The following is a 22316-nucleotide window of genomic DNA, read 5'->3' on the forward strand; positions in this document are numbered from 1 at the left end:
CCTACTTCTTCTCCGCCGCAGGACGGACGACCTTCTTGATCTTCTCCTGGCCCACCTCGTCAGAACCCAGGGGCGCGACCGGCTCGTCCTTGACCAGCAGCTCACCCGAGGAGGTGGTGAAGCCCTTCTTGAACTCCGTGATGGCGTCCTTGAGGGAGGTCACCGTGTCGTCGACCAGGTCCTTGGTCTCGCGGATGGTGTCGAAGATGCCCTTGTGCGAAGACTGGATGTAGTCCAGGAACTCCAGCTCGAAGCGGCGGACGTCCTCGATCGGCACGTCGTCCAGCTCGCCCGTCGTGCCGGCCCAGATCGAGGCCACCTCGCGCTCCAGCGAGAACGGGCTGTACTGGGCCTGCTTGAGCAGCTCCACCAGCCGCTGGCCACGCTCGAGCTGCGCCTTGGACGCGGCGTCGAGGTCGGAGGCGAAGGCCGCGAAGGCCTCCAGGTCGCGGTACTGCGAAAGCGACAGACGCAGCGTACCGGCGACCTTCCTCATGGCCTTGGACTGAGCGGAGCCACCGACTCGCGACACCGACACACCGACGTTGATGGCGGGGCGTACACCGGCGTTGAACAGGTCGGTCTCGAGGAAGACCTGGCCGTCGGTGATGGAGATGACGTTGGTCGGGATGAAGGCCGACACGTCGTTGCCCTTGGTCTCGATGACCGGAAGACCCGTCATCGAACCGGCGCCCATGTCGTCGGAGAGCTTGGCGCAGCGCTCCAGCAGACGGGAGTGGAGGTAGAAGACGTCGCCGGGGAACGCCTCACGGCCCGGCGGACGGCGCAGCAGCAGCGAGACCGCGCGGTAGGCGTCGGCCTGCTTGGTCAGGTCGTCGAAGACGATCAGGACGTGCTTGCCCTGGTACATCCAGTGCTGACCGATCGCCGAGCCGGCGTAGGGCGCGATGTACTTGTAGCCGGCGGGGTCGGAGGCGGGGGCGGCGACAATGGTGGTGTATTCCATCGCGCCCGCCTCCTCCAGGCGAGCGCGCACCTGCGCGACGGTCGAGCCCTTCTGGCCGACCGCGACGTAGACGCAGCGGACCTGCCTGGCGGGGTCGCCGGAGGCCCAGTTCTCGCGCTGGTTGAGGATGGTGTCCACGGCGATCGCGGTCTTGCCGGTGCCACGGTCGCCGATGATCAGCTGTCGCTGGCCACGGCCGATCGCGGTCATGGCGTCGATCGCCTTGATGCCGGTGGCCAGTGACTCCTTCACCGGCTGCCGCTGAACGACGGTGGGGGCCTGCAGCTCGAGAGCGCGGACGCTCTCGGCCTCGATGGCGCCCTTGCCGTCGAGCGGGTTGCCGAGCGGGTCGACCACGCGGCCGAGGAAGTTGTCGCCGACGGGCACGGACAGGATCTCGCCCGTCCTGCGGACCGTCTGGCCCTCCTCGACCTTGCTGAAGTCGCCCAGGATAACGACACCGATCTCGCGGGTGTCGAGGTTAAGTGCCAGGCCGCGCGTGCCGTCCTCGAACTCGAGCAGTTCGTTCGCCATCGCCGAGGGAAGGCCGGAGACATGGGCAATGCCGTCGCCGGCGTCGACGACGGTCCCGATCTCCTCGCGCGCGGCGCCTTCCGGTTCGTACGCCTGGACGAAGCGCTCAAGCGCGTCCCGGATCTCGTCCGGCCGGATCGTAAGCTCCGCCATCTCTACTCTGTCTCCCTATTCGCCTAGCCGGCCAACCGGCGGCGGACTTCTTCGATTCGTCCCACAATGGTGGTGTCGATGATCTCGTCGCCGATGCGGACCGAGAACCCACCGAGCACTCGCTTGTCCACCTCGACGTTCAGGTGCACCTCACGGCCGTACGAGGTCCGCAGCCACGCCGCCAGGCGTTCCTTCTGCGTCTCGGACAGCTCGACCGCGCTGCGGACCACCGCCACGAGGCGCTGGCGCTGCTGGGCGACGAGCTGGCTGACCTCTTCGAGGCCCGACTCCAGGTTACGCCCACGGGGGTGCACCACCAGTTGCGTGATCAACCGCAGGCTGGTGGGGGCGACCTTGCCGTCGAGGAGGTTGCGCAGCAGTTCGCGCTTGCCCTCCTCGGGCGCGGCCGCGTCGGCGAGCGCGCGGCGCAGGGCGGGGTTGGCGGCGACGATGCGGCCGAAGCGGAAGATCTCGTCCTCCACCTCGTCGAGCCGTCGCTGGCCCTCCGCCTCCGCGGCCGCGGCGACGACACCGAGCCGCTCGAGCACGTCGGCCAGGTCACCGGCGCGCGACCACTTGGCCGAGACCGCGGCCTCGACGGTGGCGAGCGCCGCCTCACTGATCTTGCCGCCGAGCAGCGAGCGCGCGGCGGCGGCCTTCTGCTCCGCGCTCCTGGCCGGGTCGGACAGGGCGCGGCGCAGGCCGTGCTCGCGGTCGAGCAGATCCGCGACCGCGAACAGCTCGTCGGAGAGCGCGCCGAGGTCGGCGCTACCGGCGACCGCGTTGAACCGCTCTTCGACCTCGGCCAGCGACGTCCTGCTCATACCGCGCATCAGCGCACCGCCTGCGCGTTGCTGTTCTCCAGCTCGTCAAGGAACCGGTCCACGATGCGGCTCTGCCGGGTCTCGTCCTCGAGGGACTCACCGACGATGCGGCCCGCCAGGTCGGTCGACAGGCGGCCGATCTCCGTGCGGAGCTGAGCGAACGCCGCCTGGCGGTCCGCCTCGATCTGCGCGTGGGCGGCCTCGACGAGACGGCGGGCCTCGGCCTGCGCCTCCTCGCGAAGCTCGACCTTGATCTGGGCGGCCTGCTCGCGAGCTTCCTCGCGCAGCCTGCCGGCCTCACGACGGGCCTCTTCGAGCTGCTCGGCGTAACGCCTCTGCAGGGCCTGGGCCTCGGCCTGAGCCTCCTCCGCCCTCTTGATGCCGCCCTCGATCGCGTCGGTCCGCTCAGCCAGTGTCTTCTGGATGCGCGGGACGAGGATCTTGCCGACGACGAAAAAGACGACGAGGAACGCGAAGATACCGACGACGAGCTCGTACGTGTGCGGGATGAGAGGGTTGAACTCACCCTCCTCCTGCGCGAGGAGCGTAGCTGCCATAGTCATGGGTGCAGCCTTTCGTCAGGGGATTCTTCTGGTCTTTAGAGGTTCGCGAAGAGGAACGGCGCGACCAGACCGATCAGGGCGAGGGCCTCGGTGAGGACGAAGCCGAGGAGCATGTTCTGGCGGATCAGGCCGTACGCCTCCGGCTGGCGGGCGATGGCCTGCACGCCCTGACCGAAGATGATGCCGACGCCGATGCCGGGGCCGATGGCGGCGAGACCGTAACCGATGGCGGTGACGTTGCCGGAGACCTCAGCGAGAACGCTCATTGCTGTTATTCCTTTACTGGACAGCCGGTGAAGCGGTGTCTCCACCGGTCATGGATATTCCGGTATGTGGTTCTCAGTGCTCTGCGTGCAAGGAGCCACCGATGTACATCGATGCCAGCATCGCGAAGAGGAACGCCTGCAGGAACTGAATGAAGATCTCGAAGCCGGTGAAGATGATCGTCATGACCACGCCGACCACACCGACGCCCGCGCCGAGCGGGGTGAGCTTCTCGAACAGGAACCAGAAGCCGACCATGCTGAAGAAGGCGAGCAGCATGTGCCCGGCGAACATGTTGGCGAAGAGTCGTACCGCGTGCGTGAACGGCGCGATGATCATGTTCGAGAGGAACTCGATCGGCGACAGCAGCAGGTAGATCGGCTTCGGCAGACCGGGGGGGAACATCATGTTCTTGAAGTAGCCGCCCAGGCCCTGGTGCTTGACACCGAGGTAGATCTTCAGCACGTAGATGGAGAGCGCCAGCACCGCCGGGAAGGCGATGTGCGAGGCGACCGGGAACTGGGCGAACGGTACGACGCCCATGAGGTTCCAGATGAGGACCAGGAAGAACAACGTCACCAGCAGGCCCATGAACCGGTCGGAGTCCTTGCCCAGGAAGGGCCGGGCGACCTGGTCACGGACGAACACGTAGCCGTATTCGACGACGTTCTGCATACCCCTGGGCACCAGCTTGGGCTTGGAGAAGGCCGCCCAGCACAGACCGATCACGATGACGGAGCTGAGAACCGCCAGCAGGACCGGCTTGGTGAACCATTCGACCCCCGGAATGATCGGCGGCAGATCGAACAGTTCGTTGGGCGTCGGCGCCCCGAACTCGCCAGGGGCTGGGGCCGTCAGCGTAATCACGCGGCGTTCCCTTCAACGTCGTAGTGGATCACAAGGGTTTCCTCGGCGGAGTTTTCGCTACGTCGGACTAGCGAGAGAACTTCCGATAGGCCAGATAGCCGGCAAGCACCAGCCCCAGGACGGTGCCTATGGGGAAGAACGCGGACGTGTCTAGCCAGCGGTCCAGCAACCACCCGATTCCGCCATAGATGGCCATCCCTGCGAGCAAGTAGCTGGGGACTGACCACATGGCGTCGGCGAAGTCGCGACCGTCTTCTTCCGGCCGGCGTTCTTGTGCGCTCATCGCGGCCCCGACGATAGCAGGCGAGTGGAGGACTAGTCATATCGGACCCCGTCCGTGAACCAGCCTCATGAGTCGCCCTTACCGGGGACCTTGGCTTCGGGGTCGACGTAAAGCATCTTCGTCTTGATGAAAGCGCGCACTTCGAAGGCCGTCCACACCAGCGTGCAGACCACGACCGTCCAGGCGAACGCCTTGGGGTTCCAGGCCGTCGTGTCACCGAACACGCTCAGCACGATCATGATCGCTATGACCTTGACCAGATAGCTGACCATCGCGGCGATCGCCATCATCTGCGGTGAGACGCGGGCGGCGTAGGACACCGCCACCACGCTGACGCTGAAGAAGAACCCGACGAGCAGAGTGCCGATGGCGGCGCCCAGCGCTCCCTTGCCACCGGCTGCCAGGAGCGCCACGACCACGGCGACCACTCCGACCGCGAAGGTCGGAATCGCGGCGCTTCTGAGTACGCGCACGTCGTTGGCCTGCATCGGTGCTCCATTTACCTGTTATCAAGCGAGCGTTTGCTACCTCCAGAGCCGGTGCGTCTGGAGTCCCTGCTCGTGAAAGATATCACAAGCTCACAGAAGACCGCTTTTACCTGCCGTTTCTAGTTCGCGATCAAGAACGGCTCGGAAAGACGGGAATGACCGGATTGCCCTCGGCCGTTGCGCGCTCGGGCGCCGAAGGGCCGTCGGCCGGCGGCATCTGCCGTCTGACCTGCGGATCTGGCAGGATCGGCGGCATCGGCCCCGTGGGCGGCCCGTCGTCGTCGGGCTCCTTGCCGCGGGAGGCGGAGTGGGCCCCGCCCCTGCCCCGCCAGCGCGGGGCGGCCATCAGCACGAGCACGGCCAGGGCCAGCACGATGACCACGGGGAACATCAGGACGGGCACGCCCTCCCTGGACATCAGCACCATGCCGAAGGCGAACAGGAACGCCCACGCGTACATGATCAGCACCGAGCGGCGGTGCGAGTGGCCGATGTCGAGCAGCCGGTGGTGCAGGTGGCCGCGGTCGGGCGCGAACGGCGACAGGCCGTGCGAGGTGCGCCGCACCACGGCGGTGATCAGGTCGATGAGCGGCAGGATCAGCACGGCCGCCGGCAGCATCAGCGGGAGCAGCACCGGGACCTTGTTCATGTCGTCGATGGCCGCCGGGTCGAGCGGGGTCACGGTCACGATCGAGGAGGCGAGCACGAGGCCGATCAGCATGGCGCCCGTGTCACCCATGAAGATCTTCGCCGGATGGAAGTTGTGCGGCAGGAAGCCCAGGCAGGTGCCGATGAGGACGGCGGCGATGGCGGCCGTCGTGGTGATGTTGCCGACGCTCATGCTCTGGGCAAGGAAGATGGAATAGGCCCAGGTCGCCATGGCCGCGATGCAGACGATGCCGGCCGCGAGCCCGTCGAGCCCGTCGACGAAGTTGACCGCGTTGATGGTCACGACCACGACCAGGATCGTGATGATCGTGCTGAGCGTGTAGTCGAGGCTGGTGGAGCCGCCCCAGTTCTGCGGCAGCGGGATGTAGAGCAGCCGCAGGTCGAAGAAGACCAGCACGCCCGCCGCCGCGATCTGCCCGCCGAGCTTGATGAAGGCGTCCATGCCCCACCAGTCGTCCAGGAACCCGGTCAGCGTGATGAGCCCGCCCGCCACGATCAGCGCGGTCACCGCGTTGGCGTCGGACTCCGCCAGCGCCTCCCCGGTGTGCGTGAGCTGGCTGGCCGCCAGCAGGCCCACGACCAGGCCGCCGTACATCGCCAGGCCGCCCAGTCTGGGCGTCGGCGTGGTGTGCACGTCGCGCTCGCGCACCTCGGGCATGGCACCGATGCGGATGGCGAAGCGCCGCACCAGCGGGACCAGCAGATAGGTCACCGCCGCTGAGATGAGCGCCATGAACAGGTATTCGCGCACGGACCTAGTTTCCCGGATGCTCCGGCCAACTGTGACCGGAAAACGACACAGACCAGCTTAATATTCGCTCAGATATGGCTGATGGATGGCGAGAAGCGCCGAGACTCTTTCCCGAACCTCCTGCGCACAGCCGGGATCACGCACCGCCCGGCTCACCAGAGCGCCGACCTCTTTAAGTTCCTGGGGCCCCATGCCTTGCGTGGTCACACACGAGGTGCCGACGCGGATCCCCGAGGTGATCGTCGCAGGTTCGGGATCGTACGGCACGACGTTCCGGTTGAGCGTGATCCCGGCCGCCGCGCATCTCCGCTCGGCCTCGACCCCCGTCACGCCGATCCCGCGCAGGTCGATCAGCGCCAGGTGGGTGTCGGTGCCGCCGGACACGGCCCGGATCCCCTCCACGGCCAGCGCGTCGGTCAGCACCCGCGCGTTCTCGATCACGCGCCTGGCGTAGTCGGCGAACTCCGGCCGCATCGCCTCCGCGAACGCCACCGCCTTGGCCGCCACCACGTGCATCAGCGGCCCGCCCTGGATGAACGGGAACACCGCCCGGTCGATCTTCTTGGCCAGCTCCTCCGTGCACAGGATCGCGCCGCCGCGCGGCCCGCGCAGCGCCTTGTGCGTGGTCAGCGTCACCACGTCCGCGTACGGCACCGCCGACGGGATCGCCCCGCCCGCCATCAGCCCGATCGGATGCGCCACGTCGGCCAGCAGCCACGCCCCCACCTCGTCCGCGATGCCGCGGAAGGCGGAGAAGTCGATCAGTCTCGGGTAGGCCGTCGCGCCGCACACGATGAGCTTCGGCTGGTGCCGCAGCGCCAGGTCCCGGACCTCGTCGTAGTCGATGAGTTCGGTGTCGCGACGCACTCCGTACGAGACGACGTCGAACCATCTTCCCGAGAAGTTCACCTTGGAGCCATGGGTGAGGTGCCCGCCGTGGGGCAGCGCCATGGCCAGCATGGTGTCGCCCGGTTGCAGGAGGGCGGCGTAGGCGGCCAGGTTGGCGGAGGCCCCGGAATGGGGCTGGACGTTGGCGTGCTCGGCCTTGAACAGCCGTCTCGCCCGCTCGACCGCCAGCCGTTCGGCACGGTCCACCACCTCGCAGCCGCCGTAGTAGCGCCTGCCCGGGTAGCCCTCGGCGTACTTGTTGGTGAGGGTGGACCCGAGGGCGGCCAGCACGGCGGGCGAGGTGAAGTTCTCGCTCGCGATGAGCTGGATCCCGCCGCGCACCCGCTCGAGCTCGTCGAGCAGGATCTGCGCGATCTCGGGATCCTGCCTCTGCAGCAGCCCGAAGTCAGGCCCGTATGAGGGCTCCGCACCCATTTCTCCACTGTACGACTGAATGTCCGTTTCTCCCATATGCCGACGCCGGCCGGAAATTTCGGCTCATGGGAAGGCATGTGGCGCGTTGGCCGTCGTCGGGATCCACCGGGGCGTGTCCGCCGCCTCGTCACTGATCGTGGTGAGCACGGAATGGCGGTAGAGGGCCAGCCTGGTGCGCCATTCGCGGATGTCCTCGACGTAACGCTCGCCCACGGGGGCGTCCCACGTCTGGGGGCTCTTGGCCAGCGAGTACGCCTTGTCGAGGGCCGTCTTGAGCGTCTCGAGCCGGGGCAGCACGGTGTTCCACGCCACCACCAGCCGCTGGTAGTCGGGATTGAACTCCCACGCCCGCTGGGGGTTCTCGAGGGCCCCGGAGGAGCTGATGGGCGGCACCTCGTGGGGTTCCTTGGGCCTGGGGGCGGGCGGGTCCACGTACATCATGGGCTCCTCTCCGGCGCGCCGGGATCGACCGACCCCGGCGGCCCGTCCGGCCTGACCTCCACGGGCTCCCATTCGCCCTTGCCGTACGCGCCGGGGGGAACCTCGACGGAGGGCAGGTCGAGGGGCTGGACGTCGCGGTGGTGATCGATGACCGTCCTCAGCGCGTCGAGGTCCGGCGGGAGAACGCCGACGGAGACCACCTCACTGCCGTCACCCGCCCACGCCTCCACGCCGGACCCCGCCACCACCTCGAAACCACCTTCCCCACCGCCGAGGATCACCCGCACGCCGTAACCGCTCTCCACGCTCTCCCCCGCCCTGTCTCCGACCTCGGCGTCTCCGACCTCGGCCCCGACGTTTGGCCGGGCCGCGTCGCCGTCGGGCAACTCGACCGAAGGATCCGTCGGCGGAATGGTGACCGGCTTCCCCGTCCCCTGATCACCGCTGCCCTGGTCGCCGCCTTGATCTCCAGTGCCCTGGTCGCCGGTGCCCTGGTCGCCGCCGCCTCGATCTCCTGCGCCCTGATCGCCGCGGCCTTGACCTCCCGTGCCCTGGTCTCCCGTGCCCTGGCCGTCGTCTCGGCCCTGGTCCGGGGCGTCTCCCGTGGGACGGTCCGGGGCCGGGTACTGGTCGCCCGGGGTCGTGTCCTTGCCGGAGTCGCACTTCCCGTCCGCCGCCGGGGTGTCGTCCCAGGTGCCGGCGTTCGAGACGCCCGCCGGGTCGGCGGGGAGCTTCGGCATCTCGGCCGGCTGCACGTCGTCGCTGTTCTCCAGCATGTCTTCCAGTTGCTCGGCCGTGGGCGGATCGAGCGGCACCTGCAGGACCTTCACGCCGTCGACCACCACCACCCGCGGCTTGCCGACCCCCTGCTCCCCGTCGTTGGCGGGGGTGTCCGTCACACCGCCGTCCGCCTCGGCCCCGCGGTCGCGCCTGCTGTCCGGCTCGTCGTCCTTGGGCTGATCGACGGGCTGGTCACCGGTCTTGCCGTCGCCCTCGGCGTCCTTGCCGGTCCCGGTGTCCTTGGCGCCATCGGAGTCGTCGCACTTCCCGTCGGCATCCGGCTTCTCACCCACGTCGGGCTTGCCGTCGGCGTCCGGCTTGTCGCCCACGTCCGGCTTACCGTCAGCGTCGGGCTTCCCGCCCACGTCAGGCTTGTCACCCACGTCCGGCTTACCATCAGCGTCCGGCTTGCCGTCCGTGTCGCGCTTCGGCTCATCGTCCGACTTCGGCGGTGGCTCGACCCCGGTCGTGCCGTCCTTCCCCGTCGAGGCGCCGTCGTCCGCCCCGGGATCGGCCCCGCGCCGCCCCTCGCGCCGCTCGTCCTTGGGCTCGTCGGCCCCCTTCGGCGGATCCGCCCGCTTCTCCAGCTCCTCGAGCCGGACGTTGACGTCGCGGACCATCACGTCGACCGCGTCCGCCACCTGCGCGGGCCGATGGGTCGCCTGGGACGGCAGCCCGGCCCGGCCCATGGCGACCCTGACCTGGCCCTCGACCGTGCGCAACTGCGTGGCCGCGTGTTCGACCTCGGTCAGCAGGTCACGGACCAGCTTGGGGTCCATGCCGTCGTACTTGCCCATGAGCCACTCCCGGACGCATCGCCGCTCCGGGCCTCACCGTAATCTTGGCCCGAGCGCGATAGCAGCCGGAATAAGCAGCGGGTATACGTCAGTCGTCGGTGGCGACGTAGCCGATGATGCCGCGCAGCTTCTCCACCGGGATGGCCCCGCGGCGCAGCAGCCTGGGCACGGCCGTGGTGAGGTCGAGAATGGTGGAGGGCGTGTTGTCGGTGGTCTTGCCGCCGTCGAGGTAGACCGCGACCGAGTCGCCGAGCTGCTCCTCGGCCTCCTCCGCCGTGGTGGCGGCGAGGGCTCCGGAGCGGTTGGCGCTGGAGACGGCCATGGGGCCGGTCTCCTTGAGGAGGTCGAGCGCGACCGGATGGAGCGGCATGCGTATGGCGACCGTGCCCTTGGTCTCCCCCAGGTCCCAGGAAAGGGCCCTGTTGGCCTTGCAGACGAGCGTGAGCGGCCCCGGCCAGAAGGCGTCTATCAGGTCCTGCCCATAGGGCCCCAGGTCGTCCACGAGCGCTGTGGCGGCTCTGACGGTGCCCACGAGCACGGGCGGGGGCATCTCGCGGCCCCGCCCCTTGGCGTCGAGCAGCGCGGTGACCGCCGCGGGGGTGAAGGCGTCGGCGCCGATCCCGTAGACGGTGTCGGTCGGCAGCACCACGAGCTCACCGCGCCGGACTGCGGCGGCGGCCTCCGTCAGGCCCTCGGCTCGCTGTTCGAGGTCGGAGCAGTCAAAACGTCGTCCCACGGTCCTGTTGCCTCGCTCCGCTCGATGATCGAGCGGTGCCTTCGAGGCCTCCTCCTTCCGCATTCGCCCGCATCGCTCCCTTTCGCCGGGAGCTCGCGTGCATCCTAGTCCTGGCCCAACCTCGCGGTGACGAAGCGGTCTCTTCTCGTGAGGTCCTGGCGCAGGCGTACGTCACGCCAGCCGTTGTCTTCAGGGAAGGTCAGATAGACGGCCCTGCCCTGCTCGTCGGCGTGCTCGACGGCCACCCAGCCACCGGGGCGCAGCAGCCGTCTGGCCGTGCGCTCGACCGCGCGCACCTCGCCGAGCCCGTCGTCACCCGAGCCGAACAACGCCCTGGACGGGTCGTAGTCGCGCACCTCGGGGTCGCGCGGGATCGCGCCGGGCGGGATGTAGGGCGGGTTGGAGATGACCAGGTCGACCTTGCCGTTGAGCTCGGGCAGAGCCTCCGCGAGGTCTTCCGGGTGCAGGTGGGTGCGGCCCTGGCCGTGCTCGGAGATGTTGCGCTTGGCCCATGTGTACGCCTCGGGGTCGACCTCGACGGCGTGCACCTCGGCCAGCGCCACCTCCTGGGCGATCGACAGCGCGATCGCGCCCGAGCCGGTGCCGAGGTCGACGACGAGCGGGGCGGTGACGTCCATCTCGCGCAGGGTCTCGATGGCCCATCCGGCCATCACCTCGGTCTCGGGCCGCGGCACGAACACGCCGGGCCCGACCGCGAGCTCCAGATAGCGGAAGTAGGCGTGCCCGGTGATGTGCTGCAGCGGCTCGCGAGCCTCACGGCGGGCGACGCCCTCCCAGAAGAGCGCGTCGAAGTCGCCGTCCTTGACCGTGTGGAGCTCGCTCCTGCGCACGCCGTGGACGAACGCCGCGATCTCCTCCGCGTCCGTGCGCGGTGAGGGCACACCTGCCTCGGCCAGCCGGGCGGTGGCGAGGGCGATCTCGTCCAGCAGAAATGTCATGAGTGTTGTGCGAGCTTCTCCGCCATCTCGGCGTCGATGAGGGCCTGGGTGACGGCGTTGAGCTCGCCGTCGAGAACCTGGTCGAGGTTATACGCCTTGAAGCCGACCCGGTGGTCGGAAATGCGGTTTTCCGGGAAGTTGTAGGTGCGTACGCGCTCGGAGCGGTCGACGGTGCGGACCTGCGACTTGCGCTCGGCCTGGGCGGCGGCCTCGGCCTGCTCCTGCGCAATGGCCAGCAGCCGGGCGCGCAGGATGCGCAGCGCCGACTCCTTGTTCTGGAGCTGGCTCTTCTCGTTCTGGCACGAGACGACCACGCCGGTGGGCAGGTGGGTGATGCGGACCGCCGAGTCGGTGGTGTTGACGCTCTGGCCGCCGGGGCCGCTGGAGCGGTAGACGTCGATGCGCAGCTCGTTGGGGTCGACCTGGACGTCGACCTCCTCCGCCTCCGGGTAGATCAGGACGCCGGCGGCGCTGGTGTGGATGCGGCCCTGCGACTCGGTGACGGGCACGCGCTGCACGCGGTGCACACCGCCCTCGAACTTGAGCCTGGACCACACGCCCTCGTCGCCCTTGGCCCTGATGCCGACCGTGACGTCTTTGTAACCGCCCAGGTCGGAGGGCTGGCTGTCGATGATCTCGGTCTTCCAGCCAATGCGCTCGGCGTATCGGAGATACATGCGCAGCAGGTCGCCCGCGAACAGCGCGGACTCCTCACCGCCCTCGCCCGCCTTGATCTCCATGATGATGTCTTTGTCATCGTTGGGATCGCGCGGGATGAGCAGGTGCCGCAGCCGCTCCTCGAGCTGAGGGATGCGCTCCTCGATCTCGGCCGCCTCCGCCGCGAAGCCTTCGTCCTCCCCGCCCAGCTCCTTGGCGGCCGTCAGGTCCTGGCGGGCCGAATCGAGCTCGCGGTAGGTGCCGACGATCGGGGTGAGCTGGCGGTAACGCTTGCCGAGGGTGCGGGCCTTGTTCTGGTCTGCGTGCACGGCGGGGTCGGCGAGCTGCAGCTCCAGCTCGGAATACTCCTTGAGCAACTCGTCGAGGTTCACCGTGGGTCCTTCACTTGAAGTGGGCAGTAGGCCGTTTCACCGACAACGCCGACCCGACGCACCGGGGTGCGACCGGGTCGGCGTCGGTGAAGCTAGTTGCCGCCGGCCTTCTTGCCGAAGCGCTTCTCGAAGCGCGCAACCCGGCCGCCCGTGTCGAGGATCTTCTGCTTGCCCGTGTAGAACGGGTGGCAGGCAGAGCACACGTCGGCGTGGATCACGCCGTTCTTCGCGGTGCTACGGGTGGTGAACGTGTTACCGCAGGAGCAGCTCACCTGCGTCACGTTGTAATCGGGGTGGATGTCGCGCTTCATCGCTGGTCCTTTCGGGGTGCGGCCGCCGGGTCGCCTTCACGCGTGGCGTGAACCGGAACCGCAAAAATGGTCAGCTACCAGTGTGCCAGATCGTGCAACCAGCCCAGGCCATCGGGCATTCCCCTCGATCTTTATGACGCGGTCACTCTTGTGACATTAGGCTCCATCCGCATCAATCGTCACTTTTCCCTAAAGGATGACCTGATCAGATGAAGAGAAGCGCGCGGTTGCTCCTTGCGACCGCCACGGGGGCCGTCATTCTCGCCGGAGGCATCACCCTCCCAGCCACCGGCGCGTCTGCCGCCCAGTACGCCGTCGCCATGGCGGACGACTTCTCGGGCAGCGCCTCAGCCGAGGCGTACATCCCGATCCAGAACGACATCGACGGTGTCGTGAGGCTCTCCCTCAAGGACCCCGCGAAGGTCACGAGCGTCACCGGCACCATCGAACCGCCTGGTAAGTCGGCCAAGTCGGTCTCGTTCGACTTCAGCACGGGCGGCACGGGGGCCGAGCAGACCATCACCGGCAGGTGGCCGATCAGCAAGGACGACCCGGCCGGCGACTGGAAGCTGAACGTCACCGTCACCCGCGACACCGGCACCAACACCACCCCCTTCGTGGTGCCGGTCGCCGACAAGCAGGGCATCACCGGCGCGAGCGTCAACCCCGACCCCGTCAAGCTCGTCAAGGGCCAGGACGTCAAGGTCACCGTCGAGGCCACGGTGAAGGACGCGAGCTCGGTGTCGGCCAAGCTCGTCAGCGACAGCAGCCGCGAATACTACGACCTGGGCGACCTGGCGAAGGAGTCCGACGGCTACTACCGGGGCGCCACCTACTTCGCCGACGACACCCCGGCGGGCTCCTGGACCCTCGAGATCTACGCCCGCAGGGGCGGCCAGACCCTCAAGGGCGAGGCGGCGTTCTCTGTCGAGGCGGCCGCGGGCGGCTCGACGAACAAGGCCAAGAGCCGGGTGACGATCGCGGCGGCGAACAAGGTCCGCAAGGGCAAGTCCTTCAAGGTGTACGGCAAGGTGTACCGGGGCTCGAAGGCGTACAAGGGCAAGAAGGTCGAGGTGTACTTCAAGGCGAAGGGCACCAAGACGTACAAGCTGATGGGCTTCGCCAAGGCGACCTCGACCGGCAAGTACAGCAAGACCTTCAAGGCCAGGAAGGACGGCTACTTCCAGGTCAAGGTGCCGGGCACGAGCAAGACCCGCAGCGCGCTGTCGCCGCAGGAGTTCGTGGACGTCAGGTAAGCGGGCCCTAGCGGCCCAGGTAGGTCAGGACGGCCAGCACACGCCGATGGTCCTCGGGCGCCGGCCCGAGGGCCAGCTTGGCGAAGATGCCGGAGATGTGCTTCTCCACGGCTCCTTCCGAGACGACCAGCCTGGCCGCTATGGCGGTGTTGGAGCGGCCCTCGGCCATCAAGGCGAGGACCTCGCGCTCACGGGGGGAGAGCGAGTCGAGCGGGGCGCCGCGGCGCTGGCGGCTGAGCAGTTGCACGACCACTTCGGGATCGATGACCGTGCCGCCGGCCGCCACCTGGCGCACCGTCTCCAGGAAGTCGGCCACGTCGGCCACCCGCTCCTTCAGCAGGTAGCCGACGGCCTTGCCGATGAGGTCGCCGGCGTAACGCTCCTCGACGTACTGGGACAGGACCAGGATCGGGAAGTCCGGCCTGGTCTCGCGGACCCGCAGCGCCGCTCTCAGCCCCTCGTCGGTGTGGCTGGGCGGCATGCGCACGTCGACGATCGCCAGGTCGGGCTCATGCTCCAGTACGGCCCTGACCAGCGAGGGCCCGTCGGAGACGGCCGCGACCGTCTCGATGCCGCCGTCGGCGAGCAGCCGTGCCAGCCCCTCGCGCAACAGTACGGAGTCCTCGGCGATGACCACGCGCATGGGACATGACTACCATTCGCAGGGCAGCTCCGCGCGCACCAGGGTGGGGCCGCCGATCGGGCTGTGCAGCACGAGCACGCCGTCGATGGTGGCCGCCCGGTCGGCCAGCCCCGCGAGCCCGCCGCCGGGGCTGACGAGCGCCCCGCCGAGGCCGTCGTCCCACACGTCCACCACCACGCCGCGATGATCGCGCAGGACCGTGACCGACGCCTCGGTGGCGCCGGAGTGCTTGGCCATGTTGGTCAGCGTCTCGGCCACGATGAAGTACGCGATGCTCTCCACCGCCGCGGGCGGCCGCTCCGGCAGCTCGACGGACACGTCCACCCTGATGGGAGCCCGCGCGGCCAGCCCCGACAGCGCCGCGTCCAGCCCCCGATCGCTGAGGATGGCCGGGTGGATGCCCCTGGCCAGGTTGCGCAGCTCGGCGATGGCGGCCTTGGTGCCCGCGTGCGCCTGGGTGATGAGCATCCTGGCCTCTTCGGGGTCGGTGTCGAACTTCGACTGCGCCCGCCCCAGGTCCACGGCGACCGACAGCAGCCGCTGCTGGGCGCCGTCGTGCAGGTCGCGCTCGATCCGGCGCCGCTCGGCCTCTGCTGCGTCGATCCCCCTGGCCCTGCTGGCCCGCAGCCGCTCCTCCTGGCTCCCGCCGAGCAGCACCGTGGCCAGCGTGCCGTGCAGCCAGGCCATCCCCCGCACCAGGTACGCCGTCAGCACGAACAGCACCGCGCCCAGGATCACGGCGAGACAGGCGGCCGGCCAGTCGTCGAGCGTGACGTCGCTGTAGACGCCCAAGAACTGGTAGAGGGCGAGCAGCAGCGGCTGCAGGAGCAGCACGACCGCCGTCGTCCACAGCACCAGGGACACGGCCGACTCGACGAGCCCGAGCGGCAGCAGCATCAGCAGGTAACCCAGGTCCTGCCAGGTGGCGGCATCGCCCAGCAGCCAGCGCAGATGCGCCCCGAGCCCTCGCTCGGGCCGGGGCCGGTAGGGGTCGGCGATCCGTACGCCGAGCGCCGCGTGCACCAGCCGCCGCTCCAGCATCGCCCCGCCGCGCCACATCAGCACGGTCGCCATCATGAGCGGCACGCCCACCCAGACGGCCACCAGCGTGAGCGAGGCCGGCACCGCGAAGCTCAGCACCACGAACCAGCCGAGCCCGAACGCCCCGGTGACCAGCAGGTATGGTGCCGCCCGCCAGGTCATCGGGTCCACCACGATGCCCAGCGGCCCCTTCGGCCCGAGCGGAACGCGGTCCTTCAACCCCACTGAACGCATGCTCCCAGCCTGCCCGCGCGAGCCCGCTCGGTGAATCCGGGAAGCGCCCGTCATGGGGTAGGGCTAGCCCCCCTTTCGGCTCCGGACAACAGAAAAGGGGCGGCAGGAAAATGCCCTGCCGCCCCTTTTCCGGGCTACCGTCAGTCGCGGTCGTTGCTCACCGTGGTCTTCTGGACCTGCAGGAGGAACTCCGCGTTGGACTTGGTCTCCTTCATCTTCTCCAGGAGCAGCTCCAGCGCCTGCTGCATGTCGAGCGCGTGCAGCACCCGGCGCAGCTTCCAGACGATCTGGAGCTCGTCCTTGCCCATGAGGATCTCTTCCTTACGGGTGCCGGACGCGTCGACGTCCACCGCGGGGAAGATCCGCTTGTCGGCCAGGGAGCGGTTGAGCTTGAGCTCGGCGTTGCCGGTGCCCTTGAACTCCTCGAAGATGACCTCGTCCATCTTGGACCCGGTCTCGACCAGGGCCGTGGCGAGGATCGTCAGCGAGCCGCCGTTCTCGATGTTGCGGGCGGCGCCGAAGAACCGCTTCGGCGGGTAGAGCGCCGTGGAGTCGACACCACCCGACAGGATGCGACCGGACGCCGGGGCCGCCAGGTTGTAGGCGCGGCCGAGGCGGGTGATCGAGTCGAGCAGGACGACCACGTCGTGACCCAGCTCCACCAGGCGCTTGGCCCGCTCGATGGCGAGCTCGGCGACCGTGGTGTGGTCTTCGGCGGGACGGTCGAAGGTCGAGTGGATGACCTCGCCCTTGACCGACCGCTGCATGTCGGTGACCTCTTCAGGCCGCTCGTCCACGAGCACGACCATCAGGTGGCACTCGGGGTTGTTGCGGGTGATCGCGTTGGCGATCGCCTGCAGCACCATCGTCTTACCGGCCTTGGGCGGCGAGACGATGAGACCGCGCTGGCCCTTGCCGATGGGCGAGACGAGGTCGATGATCCGCGTGGTGAGGATGTTCGGCTCGGTCTCGAGGCGCAGGCGCTCCTGCGGGTAGAGCGGCGTCAGCTTGTTGAAGTCGGGCCGGTTGCGGGCCTGCTCCGGGTCCATGCCGTTGACGGTGTCGAGGCGGACCAGGGCGTTGAACTTCTCGCGGCGCTCGCCCTCGCGCGGCTGACGGACGGCGCCGGTGACGACGTCGCCCTTGCGCAGGCCGTTGCGGCGGATCTGGGCCAGCGAGACGTAGACGTCGTTGCTGCCCGGCAGGTAGCCGCTCGTCCTGACGAACGCGTAGTTGTCGAGGATGTCGAGGATGCCGGCGATCGGGATGAGCACGTCGTCGTCGCCGATGACGGGCTCGGTGCTGTCGAAGCGGTCGCGGCCTCTGCCACGGTTGCGCTCCCTGAAGCGGCCCCTGCGACCACGACTACGGTCGTCGTCGTCGCCGCCACCGCGCGGGTCGTTGCGGGGGTCGTTGCGGGAGTCGCCCCGCTGGTCGCCCCGCTGGTCACCGCGGGTGCCGGAGTCGGCGGCGCGCTCGCGCTGGTCGCCACGGTCACCGCGGATGTCACGGCCGTCACGGCCGTCACGACCATCGCGGCCGTCACGGTCACGGCTGTCACGGCTGTCACGGCTGTCACGGCCATCGCGGCCGCCGTCGCGCCCGGTGTCGGCACGGCCGCCCTCACCGCGGTCGCCGCCGGAGCGGTCGCCGCGGTCGCCCCGCTCACGACGCTCGCCACGGCTGCGGCGCTCGCGACGGCTCTCGCCGCGCTCGGCGCGCGAGTCGCCCTGTCCGGCGTCCGCGGGCTGAGCCTGCTGCTCCACAACCGGCTCCGCCGGGGCGGCGACCGGCTCGGGAGCCGCGATCACGGGCTCGGCGGCCGGGGCCGCGGCCTGCGGAGCGGGCTCCTCGGTGGTCTTGGGGCGGGAACGTTCCCTGCGCGTACGGGTGGGCCGCTCGGCCACGGGCGCCGCCTCGGTCGAGGTCGGGGCTGTGGCCTCAGCCGCGGGCGCGGCCGCTGATGCGCCGTCTCCGGAACCGCCACCCTGCTTCTCCTGGATGGCCGCGATCAGCTGGCTCTTCCGCATGCGCCCGGTCCCGCTGATGCCCAGCTCCGCTGCCATCTTCTGCAGCTCGGGCAGCACCTTGGCGGACAGGCCGGTGCCGGAGCGACGCGCACGCGGCTTGGCCGCGGCGCGGGTGGGGGTGTCGCCGGACGCCGGCTCAGCGCCTGATGCGTCGGAGAGGAGTTCGGTGGTGTCGCTCAACTAAAAGGTCCTTCCCAGGGGTCGGGCGCCGGTTTTGTTCTGCCGGGCGTCCCGGAGGTGCTTGCGATCCGGCGGGACAGACCGGGTCGGGGTGCACTTTGCGATCTTCGGCTGTCGCTGGAGACGGCCGCCACTCTTGGGGAGGGGTACGTCCACGCGGCCGATGGGCCTAGGCGCGTGGCTGACACACCCCCCAGATTGCTGTCGCCAACCAGATGTCGAGATGATTCGAACGCGCAGATCCCCGTCGTCGCCACCTCGCGTTGCGCCAACCGGGTGTGGGCCAACCGGAGGCAACGGATTCCGGGGAGACAGCCGCGCTGCTCACGCCTCGCGACGTGAAGCATGATGCAGCGATGTATGGCTGACAAGCACGCACCCACCAAGGGGGCATCTGGTGCGGCTATCAGCCTAACATCACCAGCGCACACGGCTATTCCCTGAAGGTCTAAAGAGGCATCAGCGTGTCTCGGGGAACTGAACGTTCGCACCAACCGGGTCGACGTCCATTAGCTGGATGTGCCAGTCATTACCCACTTCTGGCGCGATCAAATCCTGCGTATCCGATGTCGAAAACGCAAGAACCGTGGGACCCGCTCCCGAAACGACCGCGGGCACGCCCACTGCACGCAGACGTTCTACCAGATCCGCGCTCTCCCTCATCGCAGGCGCGCGGTAGTGCTGGTGGAGTCGATCTTCCGTGGCGGCGAGCAGAAGCCCTCGCTCGGGCCGCTGGGTCAGCGCGGCGATCAGCAACGCGGCCCTGCCGGCGTTGAAGGACGCGTCCTTGTGGGGCACGTCCTTCGGCAAGAGCCCCCGCGCGGCCTCCGTGGACAGCCGCGTCGAAGGAACGAGAGCGACTGGACGGATCCGCTGGTCGGGAGCCAGTTTCACCATATGGGGCGCACCGGCGTGGTCTGACCACGCCACGGTCAGCCCGCCGGCCAGACAGGGGGCCACGTTGTCGGGATGGCCCTCCATCTCGGTCGCGAGCGCGAACACCGCGTCGTCGGAGAAATCTCCGGCGTGTTCGCCATCGGCCAAAGCGCGCGCGGCGAGAATGCCCGCGCACACGGCCGCCGACGACGATCCGAGACCGCGGGCGTGCGGGATCCTGTTGACGCAGCGCAGCGCCACCCCGTCGGGCTGAGGCGCCCCCATGCGGTCGAACGCCGCGCGCATCGCCCTGACGACCAGGTGCCCTTCGCCGAGATCGACCTCTCCCGCCCCTTCGCCCGTCACGGTGACACGCACCCCGGGCTCCGTGGTGAGCGCGGCCTCGATCTCGTCGTGCAGGCTCAGCGCCAGCCCCAGCGCGTCGAACCCAGGCCCGAGGTTCGCCGACGTGGCGGGCACGCGAATCTCAACGGTCCTCATCCGTTCACTTTTCCCTCGTCACTCCCCGTGCGCCCCCGTCAGGCGAGGTTGAGCGCCGCCGCGGCGGCATGGACGTCGATGGGGATCACGACCGGCGCCGGCGCCCCCGAGATGGCCCAGTCAGGGTCCTTCAGCCCGTTGCCGGTGACCGTGCAGACGATCCGCTGCCCGGCCTCCACCAGCCCCTGCGCGTGGGCCTGCAGCAGGCCCGCGACGCTGGCGGCCGACGCGAGCTCCACGAACACACCCTCTTCCTGCGCCAGCAGCTTGTACGCCGCCGCGATCTGCCGGTCGGTCACCGACTGGATGACGCCGCCCGAGTCGTCGCGCGCCGCGGTGGCCATCGACCAGGAGGCCGGGTTGCCGATGCGGATCGCGGTGGCGATCGTGTGCGGATGGGCGACGGGCGCGCCTTCGACGATGGGCGCCGCGCCGCTGGCCTGGAAGCCGAACATGCGCGGCAGCCTCGTCGACACCTCGTCGGCCGCGTATTCCTGGTAACCCATCCAGTAGGCCGAGATGTTGCCCGCGTTGCCCACCGGGATGCAGTGGATGTCGGGAGCGTCACCCAGCGTGTCGACGATCTCGAACGCCGCCGTCTTCTGCCCCTGCAACCGGAACGGGTTGACGGAGTTGACCAGCGCGATGGGATAGCTGGACGACAGCTTGCGGGTCATCTCGAGACAGTCGTCGAACGACCCCTCGACCTGCAGCAGCGTGGCCCCGTGAACGAGCGCCTGGGCCAGCTTGCCCATGGCGATCTTCCCCCGCGGCACCAGCACGGCGCAGGTGAGCCCCGCGCGGACGGCGTAGGCCGCCGCCGAGGCCGAGGTGTTGCCGGTGGAGGCGCAGATGACCGCCTTGGCACCCTCCTCGACCGCCTTGCTGATGGCCATGGTCATCCCGCGGTCCTTGAAGCTGCCCGTCGGGTTGGCCCCCTCGACCTTCAGGTAGACGTCGCACCCCGTGAGGGCGGAGACGCGGTGCGCGGGCACCAGCGGCGTGCCGCCTTCGAGCAGCGTGATGACCGGCGTCTTCGCGGTGACCGGAAGACGCTCGCGGTACTCCTCGATGAGGCCACGCCACGACCTGCTCATGATGACTCCCTACCTGCGGTGTTGGGCACAGAGTGTACGGGGTGCGGCGGGCCCTCGCGGAGCCGCGCCCCTGTGTCGGAGGCGCCGCCGGATCCACGGTCGGACCCACCACCGAAGCGACCGCCGGACTCGCCCATTGGACAGGGGCACTATTCAGGAAATTCTCAGCATCTCCCGATAAGGTCTCGGCAGGGGGTCACCACCATGAACGCGCGTCCCGCGCTGAGGCAGAACGACTTTTCACCAGTAGCGGCGCCGCAGCTCGGCGCCTGGTCTCCCGCCCTTTCCGTGAGCGTGGTGATACCCGCGCACGGCGGGCAGGAAAAGCTCGACCTGACGCTGGCGGCGCTGGCCGCCCAGACGTATCCGGACCATCTCATGGAGGTCCTGGTCGTCGACGACGGCAGCCGCCCGCCGATCCGGCTGCCGGAGATCCGGCCGGTCAACACCCGCCTCGTACGCGTCCACGACGGCTGGGGCATCTCCAACGCCGTCAACACCGGCGCGAAGGCCGCCGACGGCGAGATCATCCAGCGGCTCGACGCCGACATGGTGGCCTGCCGTGAGCACATCGAGGCGCTGGCCCGCTGGCACCACGTGACCGACTACCTGGTCACGATCGGGATGAAGAAGTTCGTCGAGATGCCGCCCGTCACCGCCGGGCAGGTGTTCGCGGCGGAGCGCCTGGGTGAGGTGTTCGACCTGGGGTCGGCCGTGTCGAGCTCGACCGAGGCCACGATCGCCAAGACCGACGGGCTGCGCAAGAGCCGCAACCCCTACCACGTGTGCACCGGGCCGACGTTCGCGCTGCCCCGGGAGGTCTTCCACGCCGTCGGCGGGCTCGACCCGAACGTGGCGCGGGGTGAGGACACCGAGTTCTCCTACCGGCTGGCCATGTACGGCGTGGTGTTCGTGCCCGACCTGGAGGCGCAGGCGGTGCATCTGGGGTTGCCGGCCCAGCATCGTGACCGGGAGCGGGCGGTGCGGGCGGTGGAGCCGTACCTGGCGCATCGGATTCCGCTGCGCAGGGACCTGCGCAAGGATCGCGGGCGGCGGTGGCTGGTCCCATACGTGGAGATCGTGCTCGACGTGACCGACACCTCCGAGGCCGTGGTGCGGCGGGCGGTGATGGCGGCGCTGGACGGCAAGCTGCAGGACGTCGTGGTGACGCTGGTGGGGCCGTGGTCGCGGCTGGACGACTCGCGCCGCTTCGCCCTGTCCGACGCGTGCTTCGAGTTGCGGCTGATGCGTGACCTGTTCGCGCACGACGAACGCGTCCGCCTCATCGACGAGGCCGCTCCGACGCCCGCGCCGGCGCCGTTCCGTTACCGGGGTCCGGTGGACGTTCCGCTCCACCGGGCGACGCTGGAGCGGATGATCGAGTCGGTCCAGAAGGACCTGGCCGGGGTCCTCGTCGTGGACCTGCCGGACGGGCGCACGGCCCGTCTCGAACGCACCTCGGCCATCGGCCGCGCGCTGCTGCTGGCCGATGGCGAGCGCGACGCCGACGACATCATCGCCACCACCCACGGCGTACGCCACGAGCCCCCCGACCGCTTCTGGCCCGCCCCGGCCCAGCCGGAGCCGGTCACCATCCCGGCGCCGTTGACGGTCGCGGTCGAACCGCCGGAGAAGACCCTGCTCCGCCGCCTGAAGTCGGCCCTGCGCCCGAACTGACCCACCCTCCGGCGGCGGCCCG

General features: G+C 69.2%; 22 protein-coding genes. 2 read left to right on the top strand and 20 right to left on the bottom strand.

What is annotated here, in order from left to right; genetic code table 11:
* Position 1: 1 nt before the first annotated feature.
* The 15 genes from atpA to rpmE form a co-directional block, all read right to left on the bottom strand.
* Positions 2-1654, bottom strand: a complete 1653-nt coding sequence (atpA, locus tag AB0I15_RS03690) for a F0F1 ATP synthase subunit alpha (RefSeq protein ID WP_358089561.1) — start codon at positions 1652-1654, stop codon at positions 2-4.
* A 23-nt stretch (positions 1655-1677) separates the two neighbouring features.
* Positions 1678-2487 carry a F0F1 ATP synthase subunit delta gene (locus AB0I15_RS03695; RefSeq protein ID WP_358089564.1) on the bottom strand — a complete coding sequence of 270 codons (810 nt, stop codon included), beginning with the start codon at positions 2485-2487 and terminating at the stop codon, positions 1678-1680.
* Positions 2487-3041: a F0F1 ATP synthase subunit B gene (locus AB0I15_RS03700; protein ID WP_358089567.1), complete on the bottom strand. Its 555-nt coding sequence runs from the start codon at positions 3039-3041 to the stop codon at positions 2487-2489. The genes AB0I15_RS03695 and AB0I15_RS03700 overlap by 1 nt, the downstream gene beginning before the upstream one ends.
* A 35-nt stretch (positions 3042-3076) precedes the next feature.
* Entirely contained in the window at positions 3077-3307 is a 231-nt protein-coding gene (gene atpE, locus AB0I15_RS03705; protein ID WP_103955992.1) for an ATP synthase F0 subunit C, read from the bottom strand.
* Positions 3308-3380: 73 nt separating this feature from the next.
* Positions 3381-4172 carry a F0F1 ATP synthase subunit A gene (gene atpB, locus AB0I15_RS03710; RefSeq protein WP_358089570.1) on the bottom strand — a complete coding sequence of 264 codons (792 nt, stop codon included), beginning with the start codon at positions 4170-4172 and terminating at the stop codon, positions 3381-3383.
* Positions 4173-4239: 67 nt separating this feature from the next.
* On the bottom strand, positions 4240-4455 hold the full coding sequence (locus tag AB0I15_RS03715; RefSeq protein WP_246547139.1) for an AtpZ/AtpI family protein: 216 nt from the start codon (positions 4453-4455) through the stop codon (positions 4240-4242).
* Positions 4456-4520: 65 nt separating this feature from the next.
* A complete protein-coding gene (locus AB0I15_RS03720) occupies positions 4521-4943 on the bottom strand; it encodes a hypothetical protein (protein WP_358089572.1) in 423 nt (140 codons plus the stop codon).
* Between the two features lie 130 nt (positions 4944-5073).
* A complete protein-coding gene (locus AB0I15_RS03725) occupies positions 5074-6363 on the bottom strand; it encodes an MraY family glycosyltransferase (RefSeq protein WP_358089574.1) in 1290 nt (429 codons plus the stop codon).
* Between the two features lie 57 nt (positions 6364-6420).
* Complete coding sequence (gene glyA, locus AB0I15_RS03730) at positions 6421-7686, bottom strand: serine hydroxymethyltransferase (RefSeq protein WP_358089577.1); 1266 nt, start codon at positions 7684-7686, stop codon at positions 6421-6423.
* 63 nt (positions 7687-7749) lie between these two features.
* On the bottom strand, positions 7750-8127 hold the full coding sequence (locus AB0I15_RS03735; RefSeq protein WP_358089580.1) for a hypothetical protein: 378 nt from the start codon (positions 8125-8127) through the stop codon (positions 7750-7752).
* Positions 8124-9704 carry a hypothetical protein gene (locus AB0I15_RS03740; protein WP_358089583.1) on the bottom strand — a complete coding sequence of 527 codons (1581 nt, stop codon included), beginning with the start codon at positions 9702-9704 and terminating at the stop codon, positions 8124-8126. Before AB0I15_RS03740 ends, AB0I15_RS03735 begins: the two co-directional genes overlap by 4 nt.
* An 88-nt stretch (positions 9705-9792) precedes the next feature.
* Positions 9793-10440 (bottom strand): L-threonylcarbamoyladenylate synthase, encoded by a 648-nt coding sequence (locus AB0I15_RS03745; RefSeq protein ID WP_358089586.1) that lies wholly within the window; start codon positions 10438-10440, stop codon positions 9793-9795.
* Between the two features lie 104 nt (positions 10441-10544).
* On the bottom strand, positions 10545-11399 hold the full coding sequence (gene prmC, locus AB0I15_RS03750; protein ID WP_358089589.1) for a peptide chain release factor N(5)-glutamine methyltransferase: 855 nt from the start codon (positions 11397-11399) through the stop codon (positions 10545-10547).
* Positions 11396-12448, bottom strand: coding sequence for a peptide chain release factor 1 (gene prfA / locus AB0I15_RS03755; protein WP_358089591.1), 1053 nt, complete (start codon positions 12446-12448; stop codon positions 11396-11398). Before prfA ends, prmC begins: the two co-directional genes overlap by 4 nt.
* Before the next feature lie 92 nt (positions 12449-12540).
* Positions 12541-12759, bottom strand: a complete 219-nt coding sequence (gene rpmE / locus AB0I15_RS03760) for a 50S ribosomal protein L31 (protein ID WP_358089594.1) — start codon at positions 12757-12759, stop codon at positions 12541-12543.
* Positions 12760-12968: 209 nt separating this feature from the next.
* Here rpmE and AB0I15_RS03765 point away from each other — a divergent pair, with 209 nt between their 5' ends.
* Entirely contained in the window at positions 12969-14015 is a 1047-nt protein-coding gene (locus AB0I15_RS03765; protein ID WP_358089597.1) for a hypothetical protein, read from the top strand.
* Between the two features lie 7 nt (positions 14016-14022).
* Here the strand turns inward: AB0I15_RS03765 and AB0I15_RS03770 are convergent, their stop codons facing one another.
* The 5 genes from AB0I15_RS03770 to thrC all read right to left on the bottom strand — a co-directional run bounded on the left by AB0I15_RS03770 (position 14023) and on the right by thrC (position 20617).
* A complete protein-coding gene (locus AB0I15_RS03770; protein ID WP_358089600.1) occupies positions 14023-14658 on the bottom strand; it encodes a response regulator transcription factor in 636 nt (211 codons plus the stop codon).
* A 9-nt stretch (positions 14659-14667) separates the two neighbouring features.
* Positions 14668-15933, bottom strand: coding sequence for a sensor domain-containing protein (locus AB0I15_RS03775; protein ID WP_358089603.1), 1266 nt, complete (start codon positions 15931-15933; stop codon positions 14668-14670).
* 140 nt (positions 15934-16073) lie between these two features.
* Positions 16074-18143, bottom strand: a complete 2070-nt coding sequence (gene rho, locus AB0I15_RS03780) for a transcription termination factor Rho (protein WP_358089606.1) — start codon at positions 18141-18143, stop codon at positions 16074-16076.
* A gap of 459 nt (positions 18144-18602) precedes the next feature.
* The gene (gene thrB, locus AB0I15_RS03785) at positions 18603-19520 is read right to left on the bottom strand and encodes a homoserine kinase (protein ID WP_358089609.1); all 918 of its coding nucleotides are present in this window, start codon (positions 19518-19520) and stop codon (positions 18603-18605) included.
* 38 nt (positions 19521-19558) lie between these two features.
* Positions 19559-20617 (bottom strand): threonine synthase, encoded by a 1059-nt coding sequence (gene thrC, locus AB0I15_RS03790; RefSeq protein ID WP_358089611.1) that lies wholly within the window; start codon positions 20615-20617, stop codon positions 19559-19561.
* A gap of 288 nt (positions 20618-20905) precedes the next feature.
* On the opposite strand from thrC, the gene AB0I15_RS03795 reads away from it, so the two are divergent.
* Positions 20906-22294 (top strand): glycosyltransferase, encoded by a 1389-nt coding sequence (locus AB0I15_RS03795; protein ID WP_358089614.1) that lies wholly within the window; start codon positions 20906-20908, stop codon positions 22292-22294.
* Positions 22295-22316: the final 22 nt, after the last annotated feature.

The sequence above is a fragment of the Nonomuraea sp. NPDC050643 genome (assembly GCF_040654715.1).
In the GTDB taxonomy this organism is placed as follows: domain Bacteria; phylum Actinomycetota; class Actinomycetes; order Streptosporangiales; family Streptosporangiaceae; genus Nonomuraea.

Excerpts from the sequence above, each read along its gene's own strand:
- thrC (WP_358089611.1), bottom strand. The coding sequence starts at position 20,617 with ATGAGCAGGTCGTGGCGTGGCCTCATCGAGGAGTACCGCGAGCGTCTT.
- glyA (WP_358089577.1), bottom strand. The coding sequence starts at position 7,686 with ATGGGTGCGGAGCCCTCATACGGGCCTGACTTCGGGCTGCTGCAGAGG.
- AB0I15_RS03770 (WP_358089600.1), bottom strand. The coding sequence starts at position 14,658 with ATGCGCGTGGTCATCGCCGAGGACTCCGTACTGTTGCGCGAGGGGCTG.
- AB0I15_RS03775 (WP_358089603.1), bottom strand. The coding sequence starts at position 15,933 with ATGCGTTCAGTGGGGTTGAAGGACCGCGTTCCGCTCGGGCCGAAGGGG.
- atpA (WP_358089561.1), bottom strand. The coding sequence starts at position 1,654 with ATGGCGGAGCTTACGATCCGGCCGGACGAGATCCGGGACGCGCTTGAG.
- AB0I15_RS03715 (WP_246547139.1), bottom strand. The coding sequence starts at position 4,455 with ATGAGCGCACAAGAACGCCGGCCGGAAGAAGACGGTCGCGACTTCGCC.
- atpE (WP_103955992.1), bottom strand. The coding sequence starts at position 3,307 with ATGAGCGTTCTCGCTGAGGTCTCCGGCAACGTCACCGCCATCGGTTAC.
- AB0I15_RS03765 (WP_358089597.1), top strand. The coding sequence starts at position 12,969 with ATGAAGAGAAGCGCGCGGTTGCTCCTTGCGACCGCCACGGGGGCCGTC.
- AB0I15_RS03735 (WP_358089580.1), bottom strand. The coding sequence starts at position 8,127 with ATGATGTACGTGGACCCGCCCGCCCCCAGGCCCAAGGAACCCCACGAG.
- thrB (WP_358089609.1), bottom strand. The coding sequence starts at position 19,520 with ATGAGGACCGTTGAGATTCGCGTGCCCGCCACGTCGGCGAACCTCGGG.
- AB0I15_RS03720 (WP_358089572.1), bottom strand. The coding sequence starts at position 4,943 with ATGCAGGCCAACGACGTGCGCGTACTCAGAAGCGCCGCGATTCCGACC.
- AB0I15_RS03740 (WP_358089583.1), bottom strand. The coding sequence starts at position 9,704 with ATGGGCAAGTACGACGGCATGGACCCCAAGCTGGTCCGTGACCTGCTG.
- prmC (WP_358089589.1), bottom strand. The coding sequence starts at position 11,399 with ATGACATTTCTGCTGGACGAGATCGCCCTCGCCACCGCCCGGCTGGCC.
- AB0I15_RS03695 (WP_358089564.1), bottom strand. The coding sequence starts at position 2,487 with ATGCGCGGTATGAGCAGGACGTCGCTGGCCGAGGTCGAAGAGCGGTTC.
- rpmE (WP_358089594.1), bottom strand. The coding sequence starts at position 12,759 with ATGAAGCGCGACATCCACCCCGATTACAACGTGACGCAGGTGAGCTGC.
- AB0I15_RS03700 (WP_358089567.1), bottom strand. The coding sequence starts at position 3,041 with ATGACTATGGCAGCTACGCTCCTCGCGCAGGAGGAGGGTGAGTTCAAC.